Below are 25,653 nucleotides of genomic sequence, written 5' to 3'. Positions count from 1 at the left end.
ACGCCTTAGACCACATCTCATTTGGGGTTCTTGTGGGCTAGAAGATCCAGCTTGATCGCCCGGCGGCAGCAGATCATTGCGCAGGCCAGCTGGGCGAAGCCCAGGAAGTGGGCAGCCTTGCGCTCGTAGCGACGTGCCAGCCGACGGAACCGGGAAACCCACTCCAAGGTCCGCTCGATGACGTACCGATAACGTCCCAGCCGCTTGGCCGACTCGATACCCCGGCGGGCGATCCGGGCGACGATGCCCCGCGCGCGCAGGGCCTTCCAGCAGGCCGGGTAGTCGTAGCCCTTGTCCGCGTGCAGCTTGTGCGGCCGGCGCCGCGGCCGTCCGACCGGCCCGGCGATCGGCGCGACCGCATCGACCACCGCCTCGAACGTCAGGTGGTCATTGCGGTTGGCCGCGGAGATGACCACCGCCAACGGGATGCCACCACGCTCGCTCATCGCGTGAATCTTCGAACCCGGCTTGCCCCGGTCAACCGGGCTGGGGCCGGTCAGATCCCCCCTTTTACCGCCCTGACCTGCATCGCGTCCACCGACGCTCGTGACCAGTCGATCGCCCCGGCAGAACCGAGCAAGTCCAGCATCATCTGGTGCAGCCGGGCGAACACCTCCGCCTCGACCCATTCGGTGAACCGGCGATGCGCGGTCGCAGCGCTGACCCCGAACGAGGCTGGCAGTGCTGACCAGGCACAACCGGTCTGCAGCACGTACAGGATCGCGGCCAGCACCGCACGATCGTCGAGGCGACGTCGACCTCCGCCCTGGTGGCGTTGCGGCGCATCGGGCAACAGCGGGTACGCCAGCAGCCACAACGGCTCTGGACACCACTTCTCCACATCGGTCATCGTTGATCAAGATATCGCCCACCCAGCAACACAACCAAATGAGATGCGGTCTTAGGTGTGGCTCATCGCGCGCAGGGTCCGGACGAGCGCCGTCCGGAGTTCGATGTCCGCGCCGAGCTTCAGGAGTTCGGGCACGGCCGCTTCGACCGACCCGATGGGGTTTCGACCTCGGTCCAGCCCTTCGCGGCCGGTTTCAGCAGGGGTGACAGCCGGGCGAGACCGCGACGGGAGAGCCGGACGACCGCGGTGCCCCGGTGCCGTCGCCGGTCGAAGGGCGCGAGGTAGCTCTCTCCATGGCCGGCCAGGTCGAACCCTTTGGCACGGTCGAACGCGCAGGATGGCCACGTCGACGATCCCGTAGATGCGGAACCGCTCGTCGCCGCGTGCCACGAGGTACCAGTTGCCGGCCTTCAGGACCAGGCCGTGTGGCTGCACGACCCGGCTGATCTCGTGCGGCTGTGCCCAGCGCAGGTAGCCGAGCACCGGGGACACGACGCCCTCACGGCCTGGATCGCCGGCGCGTACGCGGCCGGATCCGGCGCGATTGCCAGTTTCACCGGTGCGGAAGCGAGCGTGCCGCCGTGACCGAGTCCTCGGCCGCTTGGCCGAGGAGGATCCGGACCGGATCGCCGGCCACTTCCGCGCGCTCGCCGCCTTCCACGGGGAGCGGGGCGGGGTGACACCGCGGGTCCTGGTCGACGGCCGCGACGCCGTGGTGCTCGGTGACATCCGCCAGACGGTGCAGGCCACCGGCCGGCCCTACACCGCCCGCTGTGCTCTCCACCTGACCGTCGACCACCGGGTGATCACCCGGTACCACTTCTACGAAGACAGCCTGACCGTCTTGCCGGCGTTCACCGGCTGAAGTCAGACCGGGTCACGCAGTTCCGCCGTGGCGAAGTCCGCGATGCCCTTGGTGAACCCGATTTCCGCCGTGAAACCCAGCAGCTCGCGGGCACGGGCCGGGTCCGCGACGACGTGGCGGACGTCGGCCGGGCGGGCGCCGCCGATCACCTCCGGGGCCGGGCCCCCGCTGGCTCGGGCCAGCTCCGTGGCCAGGTCGCCCACCGTGTGCGGGGTGCCGGAGCAGATGTTCAGCGGAGCTATTTCGGCTGCCGGGCCTTCCGTGTGCAGGGCCAGGACGTTGGCCCTCGCCACGTCGTGGACGTGGACGAAGTCGCGCTGCTGGCCGCCGTCTTCCAGCACCCGGGGCGCCTCGCCGCGGGCCAAGGACGAGCGGAAGAGGGACGCGACTCCCGCGTACGGCGTGTTCTGGGGCATCCGCGGGCCGTACACGTTGTGGTAGCGCATCGCCCACACCGTGCCGCCCGTCTGCCGGGCCCAGGCGCCGGCCAGGTGTTCCTGGGCCAGCTTCGTCGCCGCGTACGTGCTGCGGGGGTTCAGCGGCGCGTCCTCGGGCACCAGCTGCCAGCTCAGCTCCGCTTCGCACGACGGGCAGCGTAGCTCGAACCGGCCGGCGTCCACATCGGACCGGCGGCGTGGCGAAGGCGTCACCACGCCGTGGTCCGGGCACGCGTAGCGGCCTTCGCCGTAGACGACCATCGACGAGGCCAGCACCAGCTTCCGGACGCCGGCCGCGTGCATTCCGGCCAGCAGCACCGCCGTGCCGTAGTCGTTGTGCATGGCGTACGAGGGTGCGTCCGACGGGTCGATCCCGTGGCCGACCACTGCCGCCTGGTGGCAGACCGCGTCGACGCCGTCCAGCAGCTCCGCGACGATCTCGGTGTCGGTGACGTCGCCGCGCAGGAACCGGTGCCTGCCCGTGTACGGCGGTGGGGAGCTGGAGCCGTGGGCCGTGGGGAGGAGGTTGTCCAGCACCACGACGTCGTCACCGCCGTCGGCCAGGAGGTCGGCGATGTGAGACCCGATGAACCCGGCTCCGCCGGTGACCAGTACGCGCACCCCGGCCACGCTAGGGGCCTTCGCCGGGGCTCGCCGGAGCCTGCGGCCTCACGTCACCGAATCGTCAGAACTCACCCGGCACCTCCCGGCGCCCGCCCGCCGAAACCGGCTACGGTGGGCGCCATGGAACGGAGTGCACAACGGCTGGGCCGGGCCCTCGTGGTCATCGTGGACGATCGCGTGGCGCACGGCGAGCACGAGGACACCACTGGCCCGCTGGTCACGGAGCTGCTCGAAGAAGCGGGCTTCATCGTCGACGGTGTCGTGGTCGTGGAGGCCGAGACCGCGGGTATCCGCAACGCGCTCAACACCGCCGTCATCGGCGGCGCCGACCTGGTGATCACCGTCGGCGGCACCGGTGTGCTGCCGCGTGACCGGACTCCGGACGCCACCGCCGGTGTGCTCGACCGGCCCATCCCGGGCATCAGCGAGGCCATCCGCGCGTCCGGGCTGGCCGCCGGCGCCGTCGACGCCGGGATCTCGCGCGGGCTCGCCGGGGTGTCGGGCAGCACGCTCGTGGTCAACCTGGCCGGGTCGCGGTCCGCGGTCCGCGACGGGATGGCGACACTGACCTCGCTCGTTCCGCACGTGATCGACGAACTTTCGGGCCTCGAAGAAGTCTGATCTCCCGCGGGCTGGAGCGGCGCCTCTCCGGCCGGAGGGGCGCTCGCGCGGCCCGGCTTCACCGCGGACCGGCGCCGCGGCCGTGCCGTTGGCATTCGCTCTGGAGTTGTCAAACACCGTGTCGTGGGAGACTGGGGGTATGGCAGGCCAGGAACGCGATCCCAAGACCAGCAGCGAGCAGCGCCGCCGGGTCGATGAGATCTTCGGGGACGTCCTGCCCGAGACGACCTCCGACGAGCGCGATCCCGGGCGGCGCACCGGTCTCCCGGACGACTGGTACCGGGAGAACCGGCCACCGCACCACGACCGCTGACCTCGGTCAGTCGCGGTCGGTGCCGCGCTGGGTCTGCTGGGCACGCAGCAGGTCGCGGATCTCCATCAGCAGCTCCACGTCCGTCGGCTCCGACGGGCCCGGCTCCTGGCCGCGCTTGCGGCGCTCCTGCACCTTCTTGACCGGCATCACGATCACGAAGTAGACCACCGCCGCGACCAGCACGAAGTTGACCGCCGCGTTGATCACGCCGCCGAAGTCCAGGAACGTGGCTTTGTTGTTGTCGAAGATCTGGTACCCGAGACCGTTCGCGGCGTCCGTGCCGCCGATCGTGCTGATCAGCGGCTTGATCAGGCCGTTGGTGAACGCCGTGACGATCGCCGTGAACGCCGAGCCGATGACCACCGCCACGGCGAGGTCGACGACGTTGCCGCGCATCAGGAAGTCCTTGAAACCTTTGAGCACCTTGCTCTCCTCACGAACCGGAACGGGGACGCCCGCGCCCGTCTCGGCGGGCGTGGGCTAGCGGAGAGTAACCGTTACCGGACGCTCCAGTGAAATCGCCGCCACCCTCGTCGCGGCTGCTTCCGGCAGCCGGAGCAGCACCAGCGGCCCCTTGGGCGCGGCAGGCTCCTGGTGCCCGACCGTCACGACCGTCGCCCCAGCGGCGAGCACGGAGGCCGGCGCGGCCGGCTCCGGCGCCGCGATGACGTCGACGCGTTGGCCGGGCCGGAGCAGAGCGGCGACGGCCACGTCGGCCAGCCGGACCGGCACGGTCGCGGTGCCGGGATCACCCGGGGCGGGGACCGTCGCCAGCCGGACGTCGGTCAGCGGTTCACCGGCCCGGACGGCGCCCGCCAGCAGGCGCCCGTCGACGGCGTCGAGGGTGCTCAACACGCCCATCGGGCGTGCTTCGTCGGAGAGGTCGGCCAGCCGGACATCGGCGGCCCGCAGGGTCGCGCCGGAAGGAAGGTCATGTGCCGCGAGGACGGTCGGTGCGCCTCGCGCGGAGCCGGGGTGGACCAGAAGCACCGCGCCCACCACGAACAAGCCGACGGCGAGCCAGCGGCGGATGAGCCGCGTCCGCCGGCTCTGCGGCCGGGTCAGATGTAGCGGGCGGAGCTTGAGCAGGATGTCCACGGGGCCCCCTCGGCCGGATCGGGTGCGGCGGTGTGCTGCACGAGATCGACGTTAGGGAAGCCGGACGGGCCGCCGGAAGGGCCACGTCCGGCATCTGTGGACAACCGGGGTGTTGTGGACAACTGGCGCGGTCAGGACGCCGCGGCGGCCGTCTTCGTCGTGGTCGAAGAGGAGGATGCCGAACTCGTGTCCGACTTCGACTCCGTCTTGGTCTCCGTCTTGCTCTCGGTCTTCGGCGGGGTGGCCGAGGTGCTCGACTTGCTCGAGTCACGCGAGTCCGTGCGGTAGAACCCGCTCCCCTTGAAGACGACGCCGACCGAGCTGAAGACCTTGCGCAGCGCCCCGGAGCACTGCGGGCAGACGGTCAGGCTGGGGTCCGAGAACGACTGCACGGCTTCGAACCGGTGGTCGCATTCTTTGCAGGCGTACTGGTACGTAGGCACTGACGGCTCCTTTGCTGGCACTCATCCGACCAGAGTGCCAACCCGATTGTGCGGGAAAACATTCCCCGAAAGCAATTCCAGGTTGCTCACACCGGCAGTTCGACCACGCCTCGACCGGGCGTCAAGGCCCCGGTCATCCGCACGTCGTGCGGCTCGCCGGGCAGTCGTTCGACGAGCTCTTCGTCCCGGACGACGGCCAGCAGCGTAGCGCCGGCCGCGGCGAACACCAGCGAGCGGTCGTAGTGGCCCGCCCCGCGCCCGAGCCGCACGCCCCGGCGATCCACGGCCAGCGCGGGCACCAGCACCAGCTCCGCGGCCCCCACGGCCCCGGTACCCAGGCGTTTCCCGCCCGGCTCCCGGATGCCGCGGAACCGGCTGGGCGCCAGGTCGGCCTCGCCCGTGTACTCGCCCCAGTCGAGCGGATCCGTCCGCGAGAGGATGATGGGAAGCAGCACCCGCGCGCCGCCGGCCACCAGCGCGTCGACGAACGCCGTCGTGCCCGGCTCGGTGCCGAAGGGCAGGTACGCGCAGACGGTGCTCGCTGTGACCTTCGCCACCGCGTTGACCAGCGCCGACGCCTCCCGGGCGTGGGAATCGGCTGCCTGCCCCGCCCGGGCGCGCGTCACCCGGTCACGCCACTCCGCCTTGCTCAGGTGCTCATTGCCCAGCGCGTGCATGACCTCACGTTAGGCTCTGCGCCCATGACGGGCGCCGCAACCACCCAGACGTTCAGAACCGCCATCGTGCCTGCCGCCGGCCTGGGGACACGGTTCCTCCCGGCGACGAAGGCCGTGCCCAAGGAGCTCCTGCCGGTGGTGGACACCCCGGGCATCGAGCTGGTCGCGGCCGAGGCCGCCGCCGCCGGCGCGGAACGCCTGGTCATCGTGACCTCGCCGGGCAAGGACGCCGTTGTCCGGTACTTCGAAAAGCAGCCCGAGCTCGAGCAGAACCTCGAGGCCAAGGGCAAGACCGAACTGCTCGCGAAGGTGCGCCGGGGCACCGATCTCCTCGCCGTCGAAACCGCCATCCAGGAGCAGGCCCTCGGCCTCGGCCACGCCGTCGCGCAGGCCGAGCCGAACCTGCGCCCGGACGACGAGGCCGTCGCCGTGCTGCTCCCGGACGACCTGGTGCTGCCCACCGGCGTGCTCGAGCGGATGGGCGCGGTCCGCGCCCAGTACGGCGGCAGCGTGCTCTGCGCGTTCGACATCCCGAAGGCCGAGATCTCGCCGTACGGCGTCTTCGACGTCACCGACACCGACGACGCGGACGTCAAGCGCGTGCACGGGATGGTCGAGAAGCCGAAGCCGGAGGACGCGCCGTCGACCTACGCCGCGGCCGGCCGGTACCTGCTCGACCGGGCGATCTTCGACGCGCTCAAGCGGATCACCCCGGGCAGCGGCGGCGAGCTGCAGCTGACCGACGCGGTCGCGCTGCTGATCAGCGAGGGACACCCGGTGCACGTCGTCGTCCACCGCGGCGGACGCCACGACCTGGGGAATCCGGGTGGTTTCCTGCGCGCCGCGGTCGATTTCGCGCTTGAAACGCCCGAGTACGGTCCATCTTTACGGGCGTGGCTGACGGAACGGATCGGGACAGAGCGCCCATGACGGAATCCCTCGACGCGGCACGGCCGGAAGCGGCCGGGGACGAGGCCGAGCTGCGCTCGGTCGACGCGCAGATCTCGATGACCTTGGACGCCGCCGTCCGGCCCCAGCCGGTGCGCGTGGCGATCTCCGAGGCCCAGGGGCTGCTCTGCGCCGAGGAAGTGGTCGCCGAGCACGCGCTGCCCGGGTTCGACCAAGCCGCGATCGACGGGTACGCGGTGCGCAGCGTCGACGTCCGCAACGCCGGGCAGGAGCCGGTGCAGCTGCCGGTCGTCGGGGAGATCGCGGCGGGCTCGCGCCAGCCGCGCCGGCTCCAGCCCGGCCAGGCCGTCCGGGTCGACACCGGCGCGCCGCTGCCGACGCTGGCCGACGCCGTCGTGCCGCTCGCCTACACCGACGGGCACCAGGCCAAGGTCACGGTGCACCGCTCGGTGCCGTCGGCGGGGTACGTGCGGCGGGCCGGCGAGGACGTCCAGATCGGGGACGTCGCGGTGCGCCGCGGCGACACGATCGGCTCGGCCCAGGTGGGCCTGCTGGCCGCGGTCGGCCGGGCGAAGGTCCTCGTCTACCCGCGCCCGCGGGTGTCGATCGTGTCCGTCGGCGACGAGCTGGTCGACGTCGACCGGACGCCGTCGGTCGGGCAGGTCTACGACGTCAACTCCTACGCCCTGTCCGCGGCCGCCCGGGACGCGGGTGCCGAGGTCAGCCGGGTCGGCATCGTGCCGAGCGAGCCGAAGCGGCTGCGGGAGGTCGTCGAGGGCCGGCTGCTGATGTCGGAGATCGTCGTGGTCGCGGGCGGCGCCGGGGGCGCCACCGGCGACGAGGTCCACGCCGCGCTGTCCGACCTCGGCCGGATCGACATGACGCGGGTGGCGATGCACCCCGGCTCGGTCCAGGGGTTCGGCAGGCTCGGCCCCGACTCGGTGCCGACGTTCCTCATCCCGGGCAACCCGATGAGCGCGCTGGTGGTGTTCGAGGTGCTGGTGCGGCCGCTGATCCGGGCGGCGCGCGGGACCCGCAACCCGCACCGGCGGATCGTCGGCGCGCGGCTGCTGTCTCCGATCACTTCGACCGCCGGCCGGCGCGGCTTCCTCCGCGGCCAGCTGCTGCGCGACGAGGCCAACGGTGAGTACCTGGTCCAGCCGCTCGGCCAGTCCGGAGCGCACTTGCTCGCGTCGCTGGCCGAGGCGAACTGCCTGATCAACGTGCCGGAAGAGGCGACCGAAGTCCCCGCCGGCGAACAGGTCCAGGTGACCTTCCTGGCGCAACGGGCCTGATGAACTCCGTGTCGGGCGTGTCCTATCCGGTCGAAAGCCGGCACCCGGGCTGGCCGGCGCGGCTCGGCCCGCTGCGGGTGCCCGCGGGCGAGGTCGCGATCCGGCCGGTCCGGCTGCGCGACGCCGGCGAGTGGAGCCGGATCCGGCTCCGGGACCGCGCGCACCTCGAAATGTGGGAGCCCACCGGCGTCGGCCCGTGGCCGGAACGCAACGCCTTCTGGTCGTGGCCGTCGCAGTGGGCGGCGCTGCGTTCGCTCGCTCGGCGTGGTCAGTGCCTCCCGTTCACCATCACCCTGGACGGTCGCCTGGCGGGGCAGATCACTGTGGGTAACGTCATCCGGGCGTCGCTGCGGTCGGCCTGGATCGGCTACTGGGTGTCGTCCGAGGTGGTCCGCGGCGGGGTGGCGACGGCCGCCGTCGCGCTCGTCACCGACCACGCCTTCGGGCCGGCCGGGCTGCATCGGCTGGAGGCCACCGTGCGGCCGGAAAACGCCGCCAGCCTGCGGGTTCTCACCAAGGCGGGCTACCGGCGGGAGGGCCTGTTCGAGCGTTATCTCGACGTCGCGGGCGGCTGGCGGGACCACTACTGCTACGCCGTGACGCGCGAGGAAACCGGGCCCGGGCTGGTGTCGCGGCTGGTCGCGACGGGCCGCGCCGACTACGCCTGAACGTGATTACCCACCCGGGTCAGTAGCCGCGTTACCACATGCTGTGAGTTTCACCTAATCCGGTGAGGCTTTTCCGTGATCCAAACCGGCGAGTCTCCGCCCGATCTGTTACTCCTGTGACTAACGTGATTCGTGGTGGAAGGATCGGGGGAGGTGACGGGAGATGCCCAGCTCCGTGATCATCGTCGCGCTCGCCGCGGCATGGCTCGTCGTACTCGTGCCCATGGTCGCGCGTCGGCGGCAGCAGGTCGCGAGAACGGCCGACTCGGCGCTCGCGGCCAGGGTCGTACGCAGTGGACGCAACGAAGACCGGGAGGAATTCGCCATGTCCGACGATCCCGGGAAGTCCCGGCCTTCGGTGGAGGACGACCTCGCCGAACTCGAGGCCGAACTCGAACTCGAAGACGACTTCGAGGAACCGGACCCAGAACCCGAGCCGCTCCCGCAGCCGGCCCGCGGCTCGCGGGCCGAGCGTGACCGGTCCGACCGGTCCGGCTACCGGCCCGGCCGCGGCGGCTTCGACCCCGAGGCCGCCGAGATCGCGGCCCGCGCCAAGTACGGCTTCCGGCAGCGCATCGTCGTCGCCCTGCTCGTGATCGCGGTGATCAGCGGGGTCGTGGCCGGCGTCGTCGTCCCGCTGGCCTGGTGGGGCCACGGCGCGATCGACGTCGTGCTCGTCGGGTACCTCGTGTACCTGCGCCGGCAGGTGCGCATCGAAGAGGAGATCCGGCAGCGCCGGCTCGCCCGCTTCAACAGCACTCGCGCGCCCCGGCGCCCCTCGACATCGGCGGCCCCTTCGGCTCCGGCTTCGTCGGCGGAAGAAGACCACGCGGAAACCGAGGACGTGGACGTCGTCGAGCCGGCCCGCCGCCAGGTCGTCGAACGCCGCCCATCCCCGACATCCCGCGTCCGCCGCAGCGCGGTCGTCGTCGACCTCGACGACGAGGACCCGGCGTTCGAGGAGCTCGACGAGCCCGGAACCGGCCCGTACCGCCGGGCCGTCGGGGAGTGACCCCCCTGCATGGGGTGCTCGTAGGGCACTGCTAAGCTCTACGAGCACAACCAAGGGGCTGTAGCGCAGTTGGTAGCGCGTCTCGTTCGCATCGAGAAGGTCAGGGGTTCGATTCCCCTCAGCTCCACAGCAGGTCAAGGGCCGTCCACAGTAGAGTGGACGGCCCTTTTCGTTGCCCTGATAGCAGCAAAGTACAGCAGTGGCGCTACTCGTCCAGGCTCTCGCCAAGCCGCTTGAGCGCGTCCCGCGTCTTCTTCGAGGACGCCTGCGAGTAGATCTCCATGGTCATCGAGAACTGCGCATGCCGGAGGATGCGCATGATCACCCGGGGGTGCACGTCCAGGTCGACCAGCAGCGTCCCGCAGGACCGGCGCCCATCGTGCACGGTGATTTTCCTGACGCCGGAGCGCGCCACTCGGTTGTCCCAGGACCGGTTGAAGTTCCGGGGGTCGATCGGGAGCCCGTACCTGGTGGTGAACACCAGGTCGGTCGGGTGCCAGGCAAGGTCAGCTTCCTGCCGGTGGGCGAGCTGGTCCCGCCGGCGCTTCTCCAGGGCCGCGACGACGATGGACGGCAGCGGCATGGTGTCGTCCGACGCGGCCGTCTTCGTCTCGCGGTGCAGCAGCTCGCCACTGGCCCGCTGGAGCTGGTGGTTGACCGCCAGCTCGCCGTTGGCGAAGTCGAGCGCGTCCCACGTGAGCCCCAGGATCTCGCCCTTGCGCAGTCCCAGGACGACAGCGAGCACGTACCCGGCGTACATCGCGTCCCGGCCGTCGCGAGCCGACTCCAGGAATCTCCGGGCCTCCTCACTCGTCCAGGCCGTCCGCTTGCGCTTGCGGACGGTCGGGAGCGTCACCAGTTCCGCGACGTTCCGCCCGATCAGCTCCTCGCGGATCGCGTGGTTCAGTGCCGCGCGCAGGCATGCACGGATGTCGGAGACCGTCCGAGCAGACGGCGCGTCCTTACAGCACAGGCGGGCACTCAGCGCGCAGCACCGCCGGCGCTTCTCGTCTCGCCGCGCGTCCTTGCCCTGCGCGCAGCACTGGCAGATCCCCGGGATGGCGTTGATCCACTTCTGAACGTCTCGCACACCGAGCTTGTCCAACCGTTGGCCGCCCAAGGTCGGGTTGATGTAGAGCCGGGTGAGCAGCTCGTAGTTGACGTACGTCAAGGGTGCGCGGTTCGGCTTGATCACCTCCGTCAGCCAGTAGTTCAGGTACTCGCGCAGGCGCGGCACCGACGTCGCGACCGGGCCGTTCTTGGCCGCCTGGTGCAGTTTGAGCCACTTCGCGTGGACCAGTTCGCGCGTCGGGCCATAGACGTACTTGCGCTTCTTCGCGCCGGTCGGAGTGGTGACCCACACGTATGCGGCGAACCCGTTGCGGAACGGGTAGATCGATCCTTCGCCGTTAGCGCGTCCCTTGCTCGCCATGTCAGGCTGCCTCTTCCACGAGTCGGGCGATGTAGTCGTCAACCCAGATAGGCAGCACCCGACGATTGCCGCCGTCCTTAATGGACCTGATCTGGCCGGTGGCAACGAGCTGCTTGGTCTTCGACAGTCCGTAGCCGAGCATCTGGGCTACTTCGGACACGGTGTGCCACTTGGGCTGAATCGGTTGGCTCAAGTGGGCACCTCCGGCGCTCTGTTGTGTCATGACTTGCCTCCGAACGCCCGGGCGAGCGGGCACAAACGCCGGCCCCCGACGTGATCGCGTCGGGGCCGGATCGGTGACGGTGTGTGGGGGTTGCCGTCGTGGCTGGCAGGTGGTGGGGCGGCGGGTTTGCCGCGGGTGTGTCCGTGTGTGCGACGGGGCAGGAAGAAACCCGCAAACCCGCAAACCCGCAAAGTGGCCTTCGACCTGCGGATCTGCTGGCGGGTTTCTCTGCGGGTTTGCGGGTTTGAACCCGCAGATCGGCGGGTTTGCGGGTTTGCGGCTTGGGCACCCGCGAGAAACCCGCAAACGATCATGACCGCGTTGGTGCTGGTCAGAGAGTTAGAACAAGATCTTTTGCGGGTTTGCGGGTTTGCGGGTTTCTTCTCGGCTGGTGTGACTACGAACTGTCCTTCTCAACCCAGTAGGTCAGGACGTTCTTGTGGCTTTCGAGCACGCTGCGTAACACGACGTCGCCGTGCCAGCGGTCCACATGCCCTGCCAGCAATCGCCCGAGCGACTTGGTGGTGAGCGGACGGCCGGCGCCGTTGGTGGGGAACGTCCCGTCCCACACGTCGGTGCCGACCATGCTGTCCTGCCCGCTGACGGTCAGCTCCTTGGCCGTCAACGGCCGGTCGCCGTAGATGTCGCGCCACGTGAGCAGGAACGAGCGCCATTCGGCGTTATCGTCGTCCAGGGCCCGGCTGGCGGCGGCGTTGGCGAGGAACCCGCCGATGCCGTGGTGTTCGAGGAACCCGCCCAGCTGGCGAGCCCACGCGGTGAACTGCCGCATCTGCGGGACCGCGGTGGCCGTCGGTGCCCCCTGCGTGGTCCAGTCGAGAATCAGGATCAGCACGTGCCGCAACACCGTCGCCCGGTTGACCGGGTCCAGGATCCAGGAGTCCAGGTTCGGGATCGTGAACCCCGTACGTGCTTCCGGGCGAGGGCAGTTCGGGTCCAGCCGCACCCACACCGTCCGCGAGGCCATGTCCGCTCCGGTGTGCAGGTTGTTGCCGGTGGCCAGCCACAGCCGGTCGTTCGGGTAGGTGGCCGCGGCGTTGGTGCCCAGCCGGCGATCCGACCACGTCCGCTCGGTCATCAGCCGCGCCAGCGTCGCCGACTTGACCACCGAGCCCTCGGTGAGGTTGTCGAACACCACCACGCCGGCGGCTTCGGCGAGCACGGTGGTGATGAGCTTGCGCAGCTCGTCTTCCGAGTCGTTCCAGGTCAGCACTTTCTGCCCGACCAGCAGCCCCACGCACCCGGTCAGGATCGTCTTGCCGGAGCCGGGCATGGACGCCTCGATCATCCCGAACGGCGACAACGCGCGGGTGTAGGGGCGGATCAGCGGCGTGACCAGCAGGGCCAGGTAGTTCGCCCGGTCAGCGTCGCTCCGCCATGGGAAGTCGCGCAGGAACCGGTCCAGTAGGAACTCTCGCGCTGCCGTCACCTCCTCCGGGCTGGGGTGGTCCGGGATCGAGGCGAGGTCGTCGTTGCGAGCCAGGTAGAAGCCGGTCGCCGGGTCGTAGCCGGGGGTCTGCAGCAGGGTGCCGTCCGGGCGGATCACCGGGGTGGAGATGATCCGCCGCAACACCGGCAGCCCGGGCCAGTGCTGCCGCGCCAGCACCGCCCCGAGCACGTCGCGGCCGGGCGTCACCTCTTCGTCGCCTCCCTTGTTCTTGGACTGGATGATCTGGGTGTGTTCGGCCAGCAGCCCGGCCAGCAGCGGCGGTTTGAGCACCGATGCGGTGATCGGCAACGCCGCGTCGTCGTCTCCGGTGGCCGGGCCGGCCGCGCCGGAGATCTCCTCCACGACGACGGGGGCGCCGTCGGAGACGTAGGTGTCGGGCACGATGCGGTCGTTGAGCGCAGCGGTCAGGACCCGGATCGCTTCGGGGTCCTCGCCGATGCGCAGCAGCGGGCGGCCTTCGCTGCCGATGGACCACAGGGGACGTGCTCGGTTCGGTGCGGGTTCCGGAGTCGTGGCCATGGGCGTGTCCTCCTCGTGCAGGTGGTGCACCGCCGCGTGACGCGGCGGCAGTTCAGTCGGTCAGGCAGCGGTGGGAGCGCCGTCTTCGTCCCACAGCGCGCCCTGCTCGGGTGCGCGGTGGCGTAGCTTCTCCGCCAGCGCGGCGCGCCAGGAGAGCAGGTAGTGCAGGTGGTTGGCGCAGTTCTTCACGTGCGGGCGGGGACAGTCGTCGGTGGGGCGACCCAGCCGGCGAGCTTCGTCGGACCACGTGAGCGAGTCGGCGGAGTTGATGTAGGCGCGGTGTTTGATCAACCCGAGGGTTTTGAACCCGAACGCGTGGGTGCTCGGCACCCCGTAGCGGCGGACCGCCCGCAGGATCTGCCCGGCCAGCTCGGTGCTTTGTAGCCGGCAGACGCTGCCGACACACACCAGCTGTTCCGCGGTGACGTCGATGCCGAAGCGGCCGTAGAGGTCGGCGTGGCGGCAGTAGTCCTCGGGTGTCTGCCCTTGCAACACGAGCCGCCACGGCAACTCCGGTGCGAGGCTGCGGAGCTCGATCGCGTTGATGACGGTCAGGTACTGGTGGCGCGGCACGGACAGCTTGGTGCCGTGGAACCACTTGCCGCCCCACCAGCCGCCGTGGATGATCGCCTGCTCGCACATCCAGTCCTGCGGAGACACCCACAGCATCTGCCCGATCTCGTCGCGGTAGCGCCGCACCCGGGCGACATAGGCCCGCGGCGGGACGTTGTCCCAGCTGCCGTGCTTCTGCAGTTGGGAGAACCCGCCGGAGTCGTAGGCGACCGGGGCGATCGCCCGCGGCAGCGTCTTGCGGTGCCGTAGCCGCGTGTCGGAGACGAACAGCGGAACCCCGGCTTGTTCCAGGTGGATGACCTCGTGCGTGCCGGTGAGGAAGTCCAGCCCGCCGAACTCCTCGCCGGGCTCAACCTCCACCGCCTACCCCCGCGCCGCCCCGGTGGCGGTTCGGCGGTCGATGGCTTCGATCCAGCACACGGCCGACGCGGCGACCTGGACCAGTTCCGCCCGCAACCGAGCAGGGTCGGTTTCGGCGAGGGCTTCGAAGGCTTCTTCGGTGAGGATCTGCGCGAAGGTCACCTCTCCGCGGGACAGCGCGCGGTCGGTGGCCTGCCGGGCGGTGTCGGCGGCGTCGCCGACGGTGTGGGCGAGTCGGACGGGGTTGTCGCGCTCGGGGCCGGTGCCGTCGGGGTGGTCCTGGCGGCCGAAGCGGGCGTCCTGGCGGGCGCATTCGGCCAGTACCTCAGCCAGCACGGGAACGGTCGCGTTGGCGTCGACAGACGTTGCGGTCATGGGCAAGATCGCTTCCTGCGAGAGGGGCAGTGGACAGGTGACGGGCCGGACACCTGATGCGGTGTCCGGCCCGTGGCTGGTGTCCGATAAGGACGGGGTGGTGCGGTGGTCAGGTGGTGGCGGTCGCCAACCGAGCAGGTCTGGTCACGGCCGCTTCCGTTCCAGGGCTTTGATGGCGCGGTCGACGGCGCGGTCGACGGCGAATTTGCCTGCGTCGCCTTCGCTTTCGTGCCGCATGCGCCGCAGCTGGTGCAGTTCCCGCTTCATGCTCCCCACGTGGATCGGCCCGTCGTAGGGATCGTCGTCGAAGTTCTCGCGCAGGATCTCTTGCAGCTTCTGGGTTTCGCGGGGGTCGCGTCGCAGCAGCGGGATCGAGTGCAGGTCGTCCATCAGCGCCTTGAGCGGCGCGGGCGCGCCGGCAGGGACCTCCGGCGGAGGGCTGGGCGGGGCGTCGATACGGGAGATGGCGAAGTCGAGGTTCTGGCGGGCAGCGCTGCCTTCGGGCAGGCGATCGCGGATCTCCTTGTACGCCTCCACCCCTTCCGCCGCGGTGCGCCGTCCGAGCGTCACGTCGGTGGCCACGCGCCCTAGCACGTTGGCCACCGGCTCGCCGTCGACGTCCATCCGGGCGTCTTCGCCCATGTACGTGATCGCCGTCCCGATCTGGCCGTCGTCGTGGAAGTGGACGGTGTCGGGTTGCGGGACCCCGCCCCAGCCATTGGGCAGCAGCGGCGCCTCCGACATCTCGCCCGAGACCGGCCCCGCTGGGGCCGGCTTCTCCACGGGGGCCTCCGGTTTCTCAGCCACCGCGGCCGGGTCAGGCTCGGGGCGAACTTGCTCGGTTTCGGGCACGGCCGGTTCCACGCGGGCCGGGCCGCCTCTGCCGCTGGAGGCGGGCGGCCGGTTGCCCTTGCCCAGGGATGACCCTCGCCCGCCCATCACCGGTCACCGCCGTTCCACCACGTCGGGTAGCACCGCACCGGCGTCCCGGCCTGGACCTGCTCGGTTGGCGGCTTGCCGTGCACCAGCACCAGGGCCGGGGTCAGGCGCTCGAGCATTTCGGCGTAGCCGGCGGCGAACAGCTCCCGGGCGACCGGGTCGCGCCACGCCCCGACCGTGGACACCGCGACCACCGAGCCGGCCGGGATTCCAGCGAAGGCGAAAGGGTAGGAGTCCGGTGTGGACCAGCTGATGGTCGGGACGACGGTGACGCCGTGGTGCCTCAGCCAGGCTCCGCACCAGCGGGCGCGGTAGACCTGCCACAGCTGCATCACCAGCGGCATGTCCCGGTACAGGCTGAAATCCGGCGTCAGTGCCGCGCCGACCGAGCGGCAGCGGGACAGGCCCCGCTCGGGCTTGGACCACACGACCTCGAACCGGTAGTCGTCCAGGAAGAAGTGCACCGCGGTGCCGGGCCCGGCGGTGGCCGTGGCGTGGCGGTCGGTGTAGGCCACCAACCGAGTAGGCTCGAACGTCGCCCGCGGCAGCAGCGGGATTCCCCACTCGTTGTCGGTGGGCCACAGGGCGCGGCAGTTGAGCTTGTCGAAGTTGCCGGGCACACCCTTCCAGCGGTGGCTGCTGCGGGTTCCGCCCAGCCCCAGTTGAGGCGCGGATCTCGCGGGCGTGTCGGTGGTGGTGAGGGTCATCGGTTTCCTCCGCGGGTCAGGACGCGGCCGGCGCGGGGTGGCCGGCCGCGTCGAGGGTGGGTTGGCTTGATCAGCTCGCGGCGTGTTGCCAGAGGGTCGGTGCGGTGCAGGAGCTGCACAGCGGGCCGGTTTTGCGGCGGCGGTCAGGCCGCGGTCGGTTTGCGGGCCGGTACGCTCCCCAGCCCCAGCGGCAGCGTTCTTCCGGGACGCCGTTGGCGCGCGCTTCCGCGGCCAACGCGTCGATGCGAGCGGCGGTGGCAGGGAACCACTGGCGGATCTGCTCCAGTTCGTCCACTTCGGCGAAGCTGCCGCACAGGCACTCGCCGGACATGTGCAGCAGATCCGACACCTGGTTGCGGGGCGTGTCGGGGTGCAGGTGCCGGTAGGTGTTGAGGTCGAGCGTGGTCCACAACGCCAGCGGCGATACCCAGATCACCGAGCGGTCCCGCTCGTGCAGTGGCACCCGGACGCGGCGTTTGGACTCCGCGCGGCGCCGGCCCGCAAGGAACACCACCCGTTGGCGATGCGGTCGTGTCACCAGCTCGCGCCTCACCTGCCGCAGGGCGCGTTCCTTGAGGCGCTGGTACATGCGGAAGTGTTGGGCTGGTCCGGGGAACCCGTGCTCCAGGACGTAGCTGCGGTAGTCCGATCCGGCCGGCGGGTGCCGTTCCAGCAGCGGCAGATCCCACGCGTCGGCGGTGTCGCGGACGAACTGGCGGGTCTCCTCGATCCCGATTCCGGTGTTGGCGTGCACTGCGTGGGTGGCGAGGGGCCGCATGAGGTGCGCCAGCACGTTGGAGTCGTTCCCGCCCGACCAGAGCAGGCAGGTGCCGACAATGGTGTGCCGGTCGGTGTGCGCGGCGAGCGCGTCGGTGAGGATCTGGTGTGCCTGCTCGATCAGCACCGCCACGCGTTGCTTGCGCTGATTCCAGGTGAGTTCGGCGACCAGTTCCACCGGCGTGGGAGTGTCGGTGCCCGGGTGCATCGGGTCCCCGGCCCACGAGTCGAGCGCGAACAGCGGCGTACTCATCAGCTCACGTCCTTCCGAGACGTCGCGAGTGCGGCGTGGCCGGCTGCGTCGAACGTCGGTTCACCGATCACGTAGTCGTGCAAGTAGGAGTCCGGGGCGAGGCCGGCGCGGTAGAGGCAGGCTTCGCAGGTGCGGTGCGCCCGCGGGAGTTCCGCCCACCCGGTCTCGCCGCATTCACGGCAGGTGCGCCGCGCGGCCATCGCCTTCGCCAGCGCGGCGGCGCGGGCCGGGGTCATCGGCCGGACCGGTTTCGCGTCGGCGATCAGGTACAGGTTGGCGTGCACGATCTTGGCGGCCTTGCGGCACCGGAAGTACAGGAACGCTACCGGGTCCTGCCCACCCGGGCGTTTCCCGAGCGCGCGCAGCTGGCGGCGCGTGGCGAGAAGGTTCCGCGGTGCGGTGTTGTGCGACAGCAGGGGTTTGCCGTGCCAGCGGCCCCGGGTGAACTCCGGGTCCGGTGACCACGGCACCGGGGCCAGCACCCACGGATACCGGCGTGCCATGACGGGTCCCTCCTTGGGTTTCAGGCGGCCCGGCGGCGGCCGGATCGCGGGGTGATGCGGCGGGGGTTGTCGGCCCCGGCCCGCAGCGCGGTGTCGATGACGCCGTCGTCCTTGGCGGCGGAGTCGGGGGTGTTCCAGGCCGCGACCGCCGCCCGCAGTTCGGCGCGGGCGTAGCTCTCCTCCAGCAGCCGCGCGCCGACCAGTTGCCCGAGGGCGTAGGCCGCGGTGGACAGGACCTTGTTGCGGGTGCCTGGTTGCGCCGTACGGACCCGGTCGGTTTCGCCCCGCACGGCGGCGGCGGTGTAGGCGTCCGGGGCGGCTACGGGCTTCTCGTTTCGCTCGGAGATGGCCGTAGGCGCGCGTTCGACGGCGACCTGGACCAACCACCCCGGCAACAGGGCAGGGTCGGTGTCGTCCAGCAGCCGGTAACTGCCTTCCGGGAGGAGGCTGCCCGGGGCGAGGGCGTAGCCGCCCCAGCCGCGGGTGTCGATGTTCGAGGCGATGTGCTTGACCGTGGACCGCAGCCGGCACCCGGCCGGCGCGGTGTAGAGCAGGTGCCGGCCACCGGTTGGGGTTTCCACCGTCCACGTGTCCGGCAGCGGCCCACCTCGTTCCACGGCAAGGGAGTGCAGTTGGGTCCAGCCGTCGGGGTCGTGCTCGCCCTTGTGGCCCGGCTTGGGCTGGTCGCAGTCGAGCAGGAACAGCCCCGAGGGCCCGGGGAACACCGCGATGTTCCACAACGGACCTTCCGACCACTTGGCCGCGACCCGGGCCGGGTCGTCGGTGGCCAGCTGCTCCGGGGTGACGTGCCCGTGCGTGCAGACGCCGGCGCCCGCGCAATCCGCGAGTTTGTGCCAGTGCGCGGCTTTGGTTCCCGGACGGCAGGGGAAGACCTTCCACCCCCTGCCAGCGATATCCAGCGCCGCCGCGCGGAGCCCGGCCAACGCGACCGAATCGGTGCTCACCATCGGTTTTCCTTCCGCCAGTCGGGCCGGGGGTCCCAGGCCGCGACGTCGTGCAGATGCACCCCGAACGCCCGCGCCAGCGCGTCGGCGAGCCGGTCGACCTCGGTCACCGGGCGCCCACCGGTGCGCAGGCACGTGATCAGCGCAGGGCAGGTGGCTGAGGCGTAGAACTCCCAGTTGTTCCAGGCGGCGGCGATCACCCGCCCGGCCCGCCGCGCCGGGTCGGAGTCGAACCCGGCGGTGTCGGTCAGCCAGGCGGTGATCTCGCCGGGCTTGTAGCGGGTCTCGCTCTTGCCCATCGCCGGCGGCGGGTCAGTGGCGCGGGCGGGTCTGGCAGCAGCGGTGGCAGACCCGCTGACGCATCCGGTTGCGGGCCCCGCAGGAGCGGCAGCCCCACCGCGTCCGCGGCGACAGCGGCACGTGGTGGCCGGGCGAGGGCAGGCGCAGAGCGTGCGAAGTCGTCATAATCGGGGCCATCCTTTTCACGGTGAGTGACTGACAGGAGCCCGGGTGAGACATCGGGCCGCAGACGCGGCCAACCGGCACAGCGACTACTCTCAGTGGCAATGAGGCGAGTCGGGCCAGGGTGCCAGGGATCCGGGTGACGAATGAGTCGGGGAATGAACCCGCGAATGAGTTTTGCAGAAGCGAATGAAGATCTTCATTCGGCGAATGAAGCGGCTGGTCAGCGGCTTGATCAGCGAAAATGAACTTGAATGAGCGGAATGAAGGGATGAAGGGGCCTCGCCGGGCCCCGCCCGGACCCCGGTTTCGGGGTGTGCGGGCGGGACCGGTGGGCATCATTCGATTCCGACGGAGTCCCGGGCCGAGAGGATGTCAGCCACGCGGGCCGGGTCGACCGGGAACTTACGATCAGTAGTCGGGACCTTGTAGCCGTGTTCCGCGAGCAGATCGGTCACCTGCTTGCTTGACCACTTACTGTAGTGATTCCACCGAGCTCCCAGGGCGGCGGCGACCGCCGTCGCGCGCGGGTGGGCGTCGCCCTCACGCGGGGTCATCTCGGTGAGCACGGCCAGGATGTCGGCCAGCGGGTCGCGGGCCACGACGATCTCCGCCGTGCGGGCGGCACCGCCGCGGGCCTCCAGCGCCCGAGCGACGATGGCGGCCTTCTGGGGCTCGGTCAGGAAGTAGCTGCGCAGCGCGCCGGGCTCATCCATGAACCCGACCGTGACCAGCGTCCCGCAGTCGTTCAGCGCGGATTTCGTCTTGGGCCGCAGGTCCAGCGCCGAAATCCCTTCCTCGTGCGCCTTCTCGCCCAGCACCGCGTTGTTGCGGGCCTTGTTGCCGTTGACCGCCCCGCACGCCCGGTTGGTCGACATCGCCACCAGGTCCCGCGGCAAGCTCTGATCCGACGGGCTGGGGGTGAGAAACGCCAGGTGGACGGCGTATTTTCGGCTCGCCATGAACAGGTTGATCACCAGGTTCACGATCCGCTTGCGGTCCTCAGCCTTGTCCTGGCGGAACAGCCGCTGGCACTCCTCCAGCACCACGATCCGCGGCCGCAACCCCGGCTCCTTCGCCACGATCTCCCGCCCGGCCTCCAACACGCTGCTGACGTTGTGCTTCTGCAGCAGCCGGCCCCGTTCGGTCAGGTCGTCGTACAGCGCCTGGAGGTGGTCCAGGGCGGCGTTGACGTTGTCCTCCCCCGCGCCCGGCGAATAGGTCTTCAGGCACGGCCTGAGGGCCTCGTAGTCGTTGTTCTCAGCGAAGACGAACACGTCCACGTCCACCAGCGGGTCCAGGACCGCCCCGGTCGCGAGGGTGATCATCAGGGTGGACTTGCCCGAGCCAGGCGCCCCGGCCATCACGAAGTTGCGCTCAGGCATATCCGCGACGACCGGCTCGCCGCGCAGGTTCACCCCGACCGGGAACCCGCTCCAGTAGTCGGTGGCACCCTCGCTGAGCAGCGGATACGCATCGACCGGGTCCCGCAACGCGCCGGGGTTGAGCCGGAACAGGTCCAGCACCGTCGGGTCGTCTTCGTCGGCGCGGATGAACAGCTCCATCGGCCGGCACCCCAGGTTGTGGGACAGCATCTCCTTGGCCTTGTCGATCGCCTTCACCGGCGCGCCCTGGGGCAGCCGGATCTTCGTTGACCAGCCCTTTCCGTCGATCATCGGCGGCTGCACCCACGCGTTGTCGGTGTCGCGGTGCGGCCATCCGTCCTTAATGGACGCGTTCAACTTGCCGTTGTTGATGTTGGCCAGCGCGGCCACCACCGCGGACTCCGACAGCTCCACGCGCAGGTTGCGGGTGGCCTCTTTCCGCAGGTGGACCGGCAGAACCTGCTCCCCGAGCCGATTGCCGTCACGCCACCAGCGCGACAGCTTCACCAGCGCCGCGGCGGCGGGGATGGCCCACCACCAGGTCACCACCAACACCCCGACCGCCCACACGAACGCCAGCGCCCCGCGCCACACGGCGAGCACGTCGGTGGCGTTGAACTCGCCCAGCCAGCGGCCCAGCCCGTTGACCAGGCCGACCACCACCGACACGACGAACAGCACCCCGAGCGCGGCGCCGGTCCGCCAGGCGACGCCCCAGACCAGTTCGGCCCACTTGCGCATCGTGTCCACGGTGACGTGCCGGCCCTCGTTGTACTGCCGGGTCAGGGCCTCCACTGCGGAGTGGTCACCGGACGCGCGGGCTTCGGCACGGGCGGCCTTGAGGTCGGTGTTGTCCCGGTCCGCGCGGCGGCGCTGCCGGGCGGCCTCCATGCCCTTGCCGATGATCGAGGCGTGCCGGCGGGTGAAGCGCCACCCGCGCCCGGCCGTCCGCAGCCCGGTCCGCGTGCCGGTTCCGATCCGGTGCCCGGCGGTGTGCGCGGCCTCCACGGTGGCCTCCGCCAGCCAGGCCCGGGTCGCATCCGACGGCCCGGCCAGCACCCGGCCCGTGCTCCGCACGACCCGGGTCCCCCAGGTCTGCCGAACCACCCCGACGGTGACGTCCGTGCCGGGTTCGATCACCTCTCCCTCGATCGTCTGCGAGTCGGTTCCGGAGTCCGGGCGGCGGAACGGGACCACCGTGCCGGACCCGTCGGGACCGCCGTCGGAACCGGTCTCCGGACCGGTCCGGGGACCGGTGTCGGCCGGGTGGTCCGGGCCGGTGGTGTTCGGGTCGGGCGTGGTGTTGTCCCCGGTCCCGGGGGGTGTGGTGGTGTCGTGCGTCATGGTTGTGGTGGTCCTTTCTTCGGTTCCGCGGCCGGGTTGGTGCGGCGGGTTCCGGTGCGGACCGGCCCCGGCCCGGACACCCCGGGTGCGGGTGTGCGGGCCGGGCCGGACCAGACCGGCGAGATGCCGGATCGGGGCGGTCAGCGCTGGGTGGGGTTGTCGAGTTCGGCGCGCAGCCGCTTCGCGGCGGGCTTGCCGCACCGGATCGTCTTCGCGATCCGGTACGGGGTGGCCGTGGCCGGGTCCAGCTCGCCCGCGGCGACGGCGTCGTCCAGCCGCTTGCGCAGCATCGCCAGGTGCGCGTCCCCGGTCGGGCGCCCCGCCGGGCGGGACCGACCGGCCCGGCCGCTGGTGCGCGGCGCCGGGCTCTGCGCGGACCGGTCCGCGCTCGCCGGGGTGGTGTCGTCGCCGGGGCCAGCGGGCTTGTCGGCGGTGGCGACCCCGCCCCCGCGCTGGGTGTCGGGCTCGCCGTCGCCGTGCCGGTCCGGACCGGTGGTCGGGCCGCTCGAATCGAGCAGGGTCGCGATCGCCGCGTCCACGGCGTCCGGGAGCCCGGGAACGTCCGGGTCCGGCGTCACCGCGATCAGCCGGCCCCGCTTCACCTGGTACGTGCCGGGGGCGAAGGTGAGGCGGGCGTTGCCGTCTGCGTCGATCTGCGCGGTGGCCATTTTCAGTGCCGCGCGCGCCGCCGCGTTCGTCTTGGCCACCTGGGCGGCGGCGAGCTTGTCCGCCGCCCGCTGCGCGCGGGAGCGGGGCGGGTCGGCGATCGCCAGCTGGTGGGCGATGACCCCGGCCACCGACACCACACCCATGATCACCATCGCGTCCCAGCCGCGGCCCAGGCCGTGCACGGCGTTGGCGACGAACGCCAGCGCCCCGAACACCCACACCCCGACCTTCAGACCCCACACCGACCGCGTCCGGTCCTTGCGGCGCACGATCTGGACCGCGACAGCGAAGGCCCACATGCCCAGCTCGGTGATCAGCGGCAGCAGCCTGCCCACGCCGGAGGCGTACACGTCGGCGCCGTAGCCGGCCATCGCGGACGCGGCCATCACGAACGACACCACCGCAATGCTGTAGATCAGCCCGTCCACCACGTGGCCCCGAGCGAACGCCGCGATCGTCACCCAACGCCGAGCGCGGGTCTGGCGGCGCCGCGCGCGCTGGGCGGCGACGGCCTCCTTCGCCTGGCGGGCGAGTTCGGCGGCCAGCTCGCGGTCGGCGCGGGCCACGTCGCTCGCGGCCTTCATCCGCGCGATGTCGTCGCCGGTGGCCGCGGCCTGATCCAGCCGCGCCTGTTCGGCCTTCGCCGCCAGGTTCGCGCGACGTTCCTCCTGCCAACTCATGGTCAACCTCTTCCGGTAAGAGGGACACCCCGCAACCATCATCCGGGCGCGGGGTGTCCACAGTGGTCAGTCATCGGGGCGGCAGGGAAAGCCGCGGTGCAGGGGCCGCAACCGAGCAGGTTCGAGGCAGCGTCGCTACGAGCGGGTCACGCGGATGACGCCGGCGCGCTCGTACTTCGTGGTGAGCGCGGTCAGGCGATCACCGAGGGCCAGGAGGCGGGCGGCGGTGCTGCTGGGTTGCTTGGCCAGCGTGTCCGCTTTGGCAGCGCTGTCGATCTGGTAGTCGCTGACCGCCGCCGCGGCGGCGGCGATACTGGCGAGTGCTCCTCGGTCGGGTTCGGACAGTAGGCCCGCGGCCCGGTTGAGTGCGGCGGCGTTGCGGATGATCTCGTCGCGCCACCGGCGGTGGTGGTGGCTCCAGTCCCTGATCTGGGAGCGCGCCGCGTCGGCCAGCGTGTCCCGCAGCCAGCCTGCCGGGTTGCTGCTGCCGGTTGTCGTCGGCGCGGTGGCGGGTGCGGGCCGGGCGCGCGTTGCTGCCGAGCGGCGCTCCGCCGGGGCCCGCCGCGGCGCGGCAGGCTTCGTTGCGGGCGCGTTGTCCTGGGAGTGGGCCCGCAGTTCGGCGGCGCACCGCCGTCGACCACAGATCCGTAGGGTCGTGTTGGTTTGGGTGCGTTCCCGGCACACCACGCACATCGCCCGCGTCTTCCGCGGCGCCGCCGCCTTCCGCACCGGGGCGGCCTTCTTCGCGCCGGTGGCCTTCCGGGTGGTTGCGCGCTTGGGCGTGGCCTTGCGGGTGGTGGACTTCTTGGCGGGCTTGGGCTTCTTCTTGCCGAAACCGAACATGGTGGTGGCCTTCCCGGTCGGAGGGTCAGGAACGGACACCCCCGAACCCGAAGCGCAGGCGTGGGAGTGTCCACAGTGGTCGGTCGCTACGTAGGTGGCCACCAACCGAGCAGGTCTGGGCCGGGCCTCACTGGTCCGCGGGCACGGCGGTGAGGGTCATGGTCGCGGTGACCGCCGGGCACGGTCACCCGCGCATCGGGCGGGCCACCACGGCCGCCCCGCCGCCGGACGGGGCCGCCGTGGTGGTCGGGGTGGGGGTGGCCGGCGGCGGGCACGTGCTCGTGGTTGGCGCCAGCGGCGACGGGGCCGGTGGCGCGGTGACGCGGTAGCCGATCAGGTACAGCGTCCACACGGCGACGAACACGATCAAGCCGATGATGATCCGCAAGCGGCATCAGTCCTTTCAGTGTGGTTCAGGTGGGCGAGGTGTAGATGAACCGGAACAGGGCCTGCTGCAGCTGGACGTGGTCGTCCCCGCCGCCGGACAACGGCGGATAGCCATGGCGGGCGAGGACGTCGGCAACGTCCAGCACCAGGCCGATGGTGAACCGCGGATCGTTCTCCGGTGGCGGGAGCGGGTAGGCGCGGGGCGGGCGATCCATTTGCAACCCTCCGGGGTGCCGGAAGTGGACGGTGGTACCGGGTTCCGGGCGGGCCGTCGGTGGGCGCCGCCCGGAACCCGGGGCTGAGTGGTGCGGGTCAGCGGGTGGTGGTGGCCTTGTCCTGGCCCGTGCCGAGCACGGCGAAGACGCCGCTGACGGCGGCGATGGTGAACAGGACCCACACCAGGCCCATGCCGTAGTGGGTCGGGTCCTTGTAGTGCAGGCTGTTGGCGCCGTAGGTCAGCCAGGCCGAGACGGCGAACACGATGTACGCGGCGATCCGCATGGTTTCTCCCAAGGGGTGTGTCGAGCGTGGTTGAGGCGAACGAGCGGCAGCGCAGGTGAGCGCGGCTTCCGGGGGTCAGCGGCGAGACTTGGCCTTGGCCTTGCCGCCGGAGAAGACGTACAGCAGCGAAATCACCGCAACCGCCCCGAGCACGACCGGCAGGATCAGGCCGTAGTGGCCGGGGTTCTTCTCGTGCAGGCTTGCCGCACCGAAGGCGAGCCAGGCGGCGACGGCGGCGATCAGGAACGCGATGAACTTGACCATGGTTTTCTCCAGAGGTGGTTGGTGTGAAACAGGAAGGCGGAGCTGGTGGAACCCCGGTATGCGGGCAGCACGAGCCACCCACACCGGGTGGTGCGGGTGAAGCGGTGGTGCAGCGGAGTGCGGCCGGAGAAGCCGGGCGCGAGAGCAGGGTTACGGTGTCGGGGTGGACGGTGGGGCCGTGCGTCTGCCTCCACCAGGGTGGCTGTCACATT

Annotated in this window: 33 protein-coding genes and 1 tRNA gene; 9 read left to right on the top strand and 25 right to left on the bottom strand. The window is 70.9% G+C overall.

Translation table 11 applies throughout. The annotated features are described in order from the left end of the window. Positions 1-17: 17 nt before the first annotated feature. Positions 18-850 (bottom strand): IS5 family transposase gene (locus AB0F52_RS01780; protein WP_360163500.1). Its coding sequence is split into 2 segments (ribosomal slippage): positions 18-502 and positions 502-850, totalling 834 coding nucleotides; the frame shifts between segments, so codons are not numbered across the junction. Positions 851-901: 51 nt separating this feature from the next. Continuing rightward, positions 902-1,285, bottom strand: a complete 384-nt coding sequence (locus AB0F52_RS01775; protein ID WP_360164575.1) for a hypothetical protein — start codon at positions 1,283-1,285, stop codon at positions 902-904. Here AB0F52_RS01775 and AB0F52_RS01770 point away from each other — a divergent pair. Both AB0F52_RS01770 and AB0F52_RS01765 read left to right on the top strand, forming a co-directional pair. Next, a complete protein-coding gene (locus AB0F52_RS01770) occupies positions 1,166-1,435 on the top strand; it encodes a hypothetical protein (RefSeq protein WP_360164627.1) in 270 nt (89 codons plus the stop codon). The genes AB0F52_RS01775 and AB0F52_RS01770 overlap by 120 nt on opposite strands. A 16-nt stretch (positions 1,436-1,451) precedes the next feature. Beyond that, positions 1,452-1,715: a hypothetical protein gene (locus AB0F52_RS01765; protein ID WP_360163498.1), complete on the top strand. Its 264-nt coding sequence runs from the start codon at positions 1,452-1,454 to the stop codon at positions 1,713-1,715. Between the two features lie 2 nt (positions 1,716-1,717). On the opposite strand, the gene AB0F52_RS01760 is transcribed toward AB0F52_RS01765, so the two are convergent. After that, on the bottom strand, positions 1,718-2,773 hold the full coding sequence (locus tag AB0F52_RS01760; RefSeq protein ID WP_360163496.1) for an NAD-dependent epimerase/dehydratase family protein: 1,056 nt from the start codon (positions 2,771-2,773) through the stop codon (positions 1,718-1,720). A 123-nt stretch (positions 2,774-2,896) separates the two neighbouring features. Between AB0F52_RS01760 and AB0F52_RS01755 the strand changes: the two genes are divergently transcribed. Next, positions 2,897-3,397, top strand: coding sequence for a molybdenum cofactor biosynthesis protein B (locus tag AB0F52_RS01755; RefSeq protein ID WP_013230045.1), 501 nt, complete (start codon positions 2,897-2,899; stop codon positions 3,395-3,397). Between the two features lie 139 nt (positions 3,398-3,536). After that, positions 3,537-3,710 (top strand): hypothetical protein, encoded by a 174-nt coding sequence (locus tag AB0F52_RS01750; RefSeq protein WP_360163493.1) that lies wholly within the window; start codon positions 3,537-3,539, stop codon positions 3,708-3,710. A 6-nt stretch (positions 3,711-3,716) separates the two neighbouring features. Here AB0F52_RS01750 and mscL read toward each other — a convergent pair whose 3' ends face one another. From mscL to AB0F52_RS01730, 4 genes are all read right to left on the bottom strand, one after another. Next, a complete protein-coding gene (gene mscL, locus AB0F52_RS01745; protein WP_360163491.1) occupies positions 3,717-4,133 on the bottom strand; it encodes a large-conductance mechanosensitive channel protein MscL in 417 nt (138 codons plus the stop codon). A gap of 57 nt (positions 4,134-4,190) precedes the next feature. Continuing rightward, positions 4,191-4,808, bottom strand: a complete 618-nt coding sequence (locus tag AB0F52_RS01740; protein ID WP_360163489.1) for an SAF domain-containing protein — start codon at positions 4,806-4,808, stop codon at positions 4,191-4,193. A 131-nt stretch (positions 4,809-4,939) separates the two neighbouring features. Beyond that, positions 4,940-5,251 carry an FmdB family zinc ribbon protein gene (locus tag AB0F52_RS01735; RefSeq protein WP_360163487.1) on the bottom strand — a complete coding sequence of 104 codons (312 nt, stop codon included), beginning with the start codon at positions 5,249-5,251 and terminating at the stop codon, positions 4,940-4,942. 86 nt (positions 5,252-5,337) lie between these two features. Continuing rightward, a complete protein-coding gene (locus AB0F52_RS01730) occupies positions 5,338-5,928 on the bottom strand; it encodes a 5-formyltetrahydrofolate cyclo-ligase (protein ID WP_360163485.1) in 591 nt (196 codons plus the stop codon). Between the two features lie 24 nt (positions 5,929-5,952). Between AB0F52_RS01730 and AB0F52_RS01725 the strand changes: the two genes are divergently transcribed. The 5 genes from AB0F52_RS01725 to AB0F52_RS01705 all read left to right on the top strand — a co-directional run bounded on the left by AB0F52_RS01725 (position 5,953) and on the right by AB0F52_RS01705 (position 9,939). Beyond that, positions 5,953-6,858, top strand: a complete 906-nt coding sequence (locus tag AB0F52_RS01725; RefSeq protein WP_360163483.1) for a UTP--glucose-1-phosphate uridylyltransferase — start codon at positions 5,953-5,955, stop codon at positions 6,856-6,858. Next, positions 6,855-8,132, top strand: coding sequence for a gephyrin-like molybdotransferase Glp (gene glp, locus AB0F52_RS01720; RefSeq protein ID WP_103336842.1), 1,278 nt, complete (start codon positions 6,855-6,857; stop codon positions 8,130-8,132). Before AB0F52_RS01725 ends, glp begins: the two co-directional genes overlap by 4 nt. After that, positions 8,132-8,800 (top strand): GNAT family protein, encoded by a 669-nt coding sequence (locus AB0F52_RS01715; protein WP_103336843.1) that lies wholly within the window; start codon positions 8,132-8,134, stop codon positions 8,798-8,800. The genes glp and AB0F52_RS01715 overlap by 1 nt, the downstream gene beginning before the upstream one ends. Positions 8,801-8,963: 163 nt before the next feature. Then, complete coding sequence (gene glpR / locus AB0F52_RS01710) at positions 8,964-9,812, top strand: gephyrin-like molybdotransferase receptor GlpR (protein WP_360163480.1); 849 nt, start codon at positions 8,964-8,966, stop codon at positions 9,810-9,812. Positions 9,813-9,866: 54 nt separating this feature from the next. Continuing rightward, positions 9,867-9,939, top strand: a tRNA-Ala gene (locus AB0F52_RS01705). Positions 9,940-10,017: 78 nt separating this feature from the next. Here the strand turns inward: AB0F52_RS01705 and AB0F52_RS01700 are convergent. The 18 genes from AB0F52_RS01700 to AB0F52_RS01615 form a co-directional block, all read right to left on the bottom strand. Beyond that, positions 10,018-11,244, bottom strand: a complete 1,227-nt coding sequence (locus AB0F52_RS01700) for a site-specific integrase (RefSeq protein ID WP_360163478.1) — start codon at positions 11,242-11,244, stop codon at positions 10,018-10,020. A 1-nt stretch (position 11,245) separates the two neighbouring features. Next, the gene (locus AB0F52_RS01695) at positions 11,246-11,437 is read right to left on the bottom strand and encodes a helix-turn-helix domain-containing protein (RefSeq protein WP_360163476.1); all 192 of its coding nucleotides are present in this window, start codon (positions 11,435-11,437) and stop codon (positions 11,246-11,248) included. Positions 11,438-11,864: 427 nt separating this feature from the next. After that, a complete protein-coding gene (locus AB0F52_RS01690; RefSeq protein WP_360163474.1) occupies positions 11,865-13,454 on the bottom strand; it encodes a hypothetical protein in 1,590 nt (529 codons plus the stop codon). Positions 13,455-13,514: 60 nt separating this feature from the next. Beyond that, complete coding sequence (locus tag AB0F52_RS01685; protein WP_360163472.1) at positions 13,515-14,387, bottom strand: hypothetical protein; 873 nt, start codon at positions 14,385-14,387, stop codon at positions 13,515-13,517. 3 nt (positions 14,388-14,390) lie between these two features. Then, positions 14,391-14,762, bottom strand: coding sequence for a hypothetical protein (locus tag AB0F52_RS01680; RefSeq protein ID WP_360163470.1), 372 nt, complete (start codon positions 14,760-14,762; stop codon positions 14,391-14,393). Positions 14,763-14,906: 144 nt separating this feature from the next. Next, on the bottom strand, positions 14,907-15,614 hold the full coding sequence (locus tag AB0F52_RS01675; RefSeq protein ID WP_360163468.1) for a hypothetical protein: 708 nt from the start codon (positions 15,612-15,614) through the stop codon (positions 14,907-14,909). An 86-nt stretch (positions 15,615-15,700) separates the two neighbouring features. Then, entirely contained in the window at positions 15,701-16,408 is a 708-nt protein-coding gene (locus tag AB0F52_RS01670; RefSeq protein ID WP_360163466.1) for a DUF4417 domain-containing protein, read from the bottom strand. A 70-nt stretch (positions 16,409-16,478) separates the two neighbouring features. Continuing rightward, positions 16,479-17,438, bottom strand: a complete 960-nt coding sequence (locus AB0F52_RS01665) for a phosphoadenosine phosphosulfate reductase family protein (protein ID WP_360163464.1) — start codon at positions 17,436-17,438, stop codon at positions 16,479-16,481. Then, the gene (locus AB0F52_RS01660) at positions 17,438-17,941 is read right to left on the bottom strand and encodes an RRQRL motif-containing zinc-binding protein (protein WP_360163462.1); all 504 of its coding nucleotides are present in this window, start codon (positions 17,939-17,941) and stop codon (positions 17,438-17,440) included. Before AB0F52_RS01660 ends, AB0F52_RS01665 begins: the two co-directional genes overlap by 1 nt. A gap of 20 nt (positions 17,942-17,961) precedes the next feature. After that, positions 17,962-18,909 (bottom strand): bifunctional DNA primase/polymerase, encoded by a 948-nt coding sequence (locus tag AB0F52_RS01655; RefSeq protein WP_360163460.1) that lies wholly within the window; start codon positions 18,907-18,909, stop codon positions 17,962-17,964. After that, positions 18,903-19,205: a hypothetical protein gene (locus AB0F52_RS01650; RefSeq protein WP_360163458.1), complete on the bottom strand. Its 303-nt coding sequence runs from the start codon at positions 19,203-19,205 to the stop codon at positions 18,903-18,905. Before AB0F52_RS01650 ends, AB0F52_RS01655 begins: the two co-directional genes overlap by 7 nt. A gap of 501 nt (positions 19,206-19,706) precedes the next feature. Then, entirely contained in the window at positions 19,707-22,097 is a 2,391-nt protein-coding gene (locus AB0F52_RS01645) for an FtsK/SpoIIIE domain-containing protein (protein ID WP_360163456.1), read from the bottom strand. 140 nt (positions 22,098-22,237) lie between these two features. Next, positions 22,238-23,446, bottom strand: a complete 1,209-nt coding sequence (locus AB0F52_RS01640) for a hypothetical protein (RefSeq protein WP_360163454.1) — start codon at positions 23,444-23,446, stop codon at positions 22,238-22,240. 135 nt (positions 23,447-23,581) lie between these two features. Further along, the gene (locus AB0F52_RS01635; RefSeq protein WP_360163452.1) at positions 23,582-24,289 is read right to left on the bottom strand and encodes a hypothetical protein; all 708 of its coding nucleotides are present in this window, start codon (positions 24,287-24,289) and stop codon (positions 23,582-23,584) included. Between the two features lie 184 nt (positions 24,290-24,473). After that, positions 24,474-24,677 carry a hypothetical protein gene (locus tag AB0F52_RS01630; RefSeq protein WP_360163450.1) on the bottom strand — a complete coding sequence of 68 codons (204 nt, stop codon included), beginning with the start codon at positions 24,675-24,677 and terminating at the stop codon, positions 24,474-24,476. A gap of 25 nt (positions 24,678-24,702) precedes the next feature. Further along, positions 24,703-24,891 (bottom strand): hypothetical protein, encoded by a 189-nt coding sequence (locus tag AB0F52_RS01625; RefSeq protein WP_360163448.1) that lies wholly within the window; start codon positions 24,889-24,891, stop codon positions 24,703-24,705. A 97-nt stretch (positions 24,892-24,988) separates the two neighbouring features. After that, positions 24,989-25,177, bottom strand: a complete 189-nt coding sequence (locus AB0F52_RS01620; RefSeq protein ID WP_360163446.1) for a hypothetical protein — start codon at positions 25,175-25,177, stop codon at positions 24,989-24,991. A 75-nt stretch (positions 25,178-25,252) separates the two neighbouring features. Beyond that, positions 25,253-25,441 carry a hypothetical protein gene (locus AB0F52_RS01615; RefSeq protein WP_360163444.1) on the bottom strand — a complete coding sequence of 63 codons (189 nt, stop codon included), beginning with the start codon at positions 25,439-25,441 and terminating at the stop codon, positions 25,253-25,255. Positions 25,442-25,653: the final 212 nt, after the last annotated feature.

Origin of the sequence: Amycolatopsis sp. NPDC024027 (assembly GCF_040638975.1) — a bacterium.
Taxonomy (GTDB): domain Bacteria; phylum Actinomycetota; class Actinomycetes; order Mycobacteriales; family Pseudonocardiaceae; genus Amycolatopsis.
Note: the sequence above shows the minus strand (reverse complement) of the source record. Positions and strands in the feature narration are given on the sequence as shown.

Bases quoted from the DNA above. Each gene is read 5' to 3' on its own strand.
- AB0F52_RS01715 (WP_103336843.1), top strand. From the start codon at position 8,132: ATGAACTCCGTGTCGGGCGTGTCCTATCCGGTCGAAAGCCGGCACCCG.
- AB0F52_RS01750 (WP_360163493.1), top strand. From the start codon at position 3,537: ATGGCAGGCCAGGAACGCGATCCCAAGACCAGCAGCGAGCAGCGCCGC.
- AB0F52_RS01755 (WP_013230045.1), top strand. From the start codon at position 2,897: ATGGAACGGAGTGCACAACGGCTGGGCCGGGCCCTCGTGGTCATCGTG.
- AB0F52_RS01620 (WP_360163446.1), bottom strand. From the start codon at position 25,177: ATGCGGATCGCCGCGTACATCGTGTTCGCCGTCTCGGCCTGGCTGACC.
- glpR (WP_360163480.1), top strand. From the start codon at position 8,964: ATGCCCAGCTCCGTGATCATCGTCGCGCTCGCCGCGGCATGGCTCGTC.
- AB0F52_RS01670 (WP_360163466.1), bottom strand. From the start codon at position 16,408: ATGACCCTCACCACCACCGACACGCCCGCGAGATCCGCGCCTCAACTG.
- AB0F52_RS01660 (WP_360163462.1), bottom strand. From the start codon at position 17,941: ATGGCACGCCGGTATCCGTGGGTGCTGGCCCCGGTGCCGTGGTCACCG.
- AB0F52_RS01730 (WP_360163485.1), bottom strand. From the start codon at position 5,928: ATGCACGCGCTGGGCAATGAGCACCTGAGCAAGGCGGAGTGGCGTGAC.
- AB0F52_RS01690 (WP_360163474.1), bottom strand. From the start codon at position 13,454: ATGGCCACGACTCCGGAACCCGCACCGAACCGAGCACGTCCCCTGTGG.
- AB0F52_RS01645 (WP_360163456.1), bottom strand. From the start codon at position 22,097: ATGACGCACGACACCACCACACCCCCCGGGACCGGGGACAACACCACG.
- glp (WP_103336842.1), top strand. From the start codon at position 6,855: ATGACGGAATCCCTCGACGCGGCACGGCCGGAAGCGGCCGGGGACGAG.
- AB0F52_RS01615 (WP_360163444.1), bottom strand. From the start codon at position 25,441: ATGGTCAAGTTCATCGCGTTCCTGATCGCCGCCGTCGCCGCCTGGCTC.
- AB0F52_RS01625 (WP_360163448.1), bottom strand. From the start codon at position 24,891: ATGGATCGCCCGCCCCGCGCCTACCCGCTCCCGCCACCGGAGAACGAT.
- AB0F52_RS01655 (WP_360163460.1), bottom strand. From the start codon at position 18,909: ATGGTGAGCACCGATTCGGTCGCGTTGGCCGGGCTCCGCGCGGCGGCG.
- AB0F52_RS01700 (WP_360163478.1), bottom strand. From the start codon at position 11,244: ATGGCGAGCAAGGGACGCGCTAACGGCGAAGGATCGATCTACCCGTTC.
- AB0F52_RS01665 (WP_360163464.1), bottom strand. From the start codon at position 17,438: ATGAGTACGCCGCTGTTCGCGCTCGACTCGTGGGCCGGGGACCCGATG.
- AB0F52_RS01635 (WP_360163452.1), bottom strand. From the start codon at position 24,289: ATGTTCGGTTTCGGCAAGAAGAAGCCCAAGCCCGCCAAGAAGTCCACC.
- AB0F52_RS01680 (WP_360163470.1), bottom strand. From the start codon at position 14,762: ATGACCGCAACGTCTGTCGACGCCAACGCGACCGTTCCCGTGCTGGCT.
- AB0F52_RS01725 (WP_360163483.1), top strand. From the start codon at position 5,953: ATGACGGGCGCCGCAACCACCCAGACGTTCAGAACCGCCATCGTGCCT.
- AB0F52_RS01640 (WP_360163454.1), bottom strand. From the start codon at position 23,446: ATGAGTTGGCAGGAGGAACGTCGCGCGAACCTGGCGGCGAAGGCCGAA.
- AB0F52_RS01650 (WP_360163458.1), bottom strand. From the start codon at position 19,205: ATGGGCAAGAGCGAGACCCGCTACAAGCCCGGCGAGATCACCGCCTGG.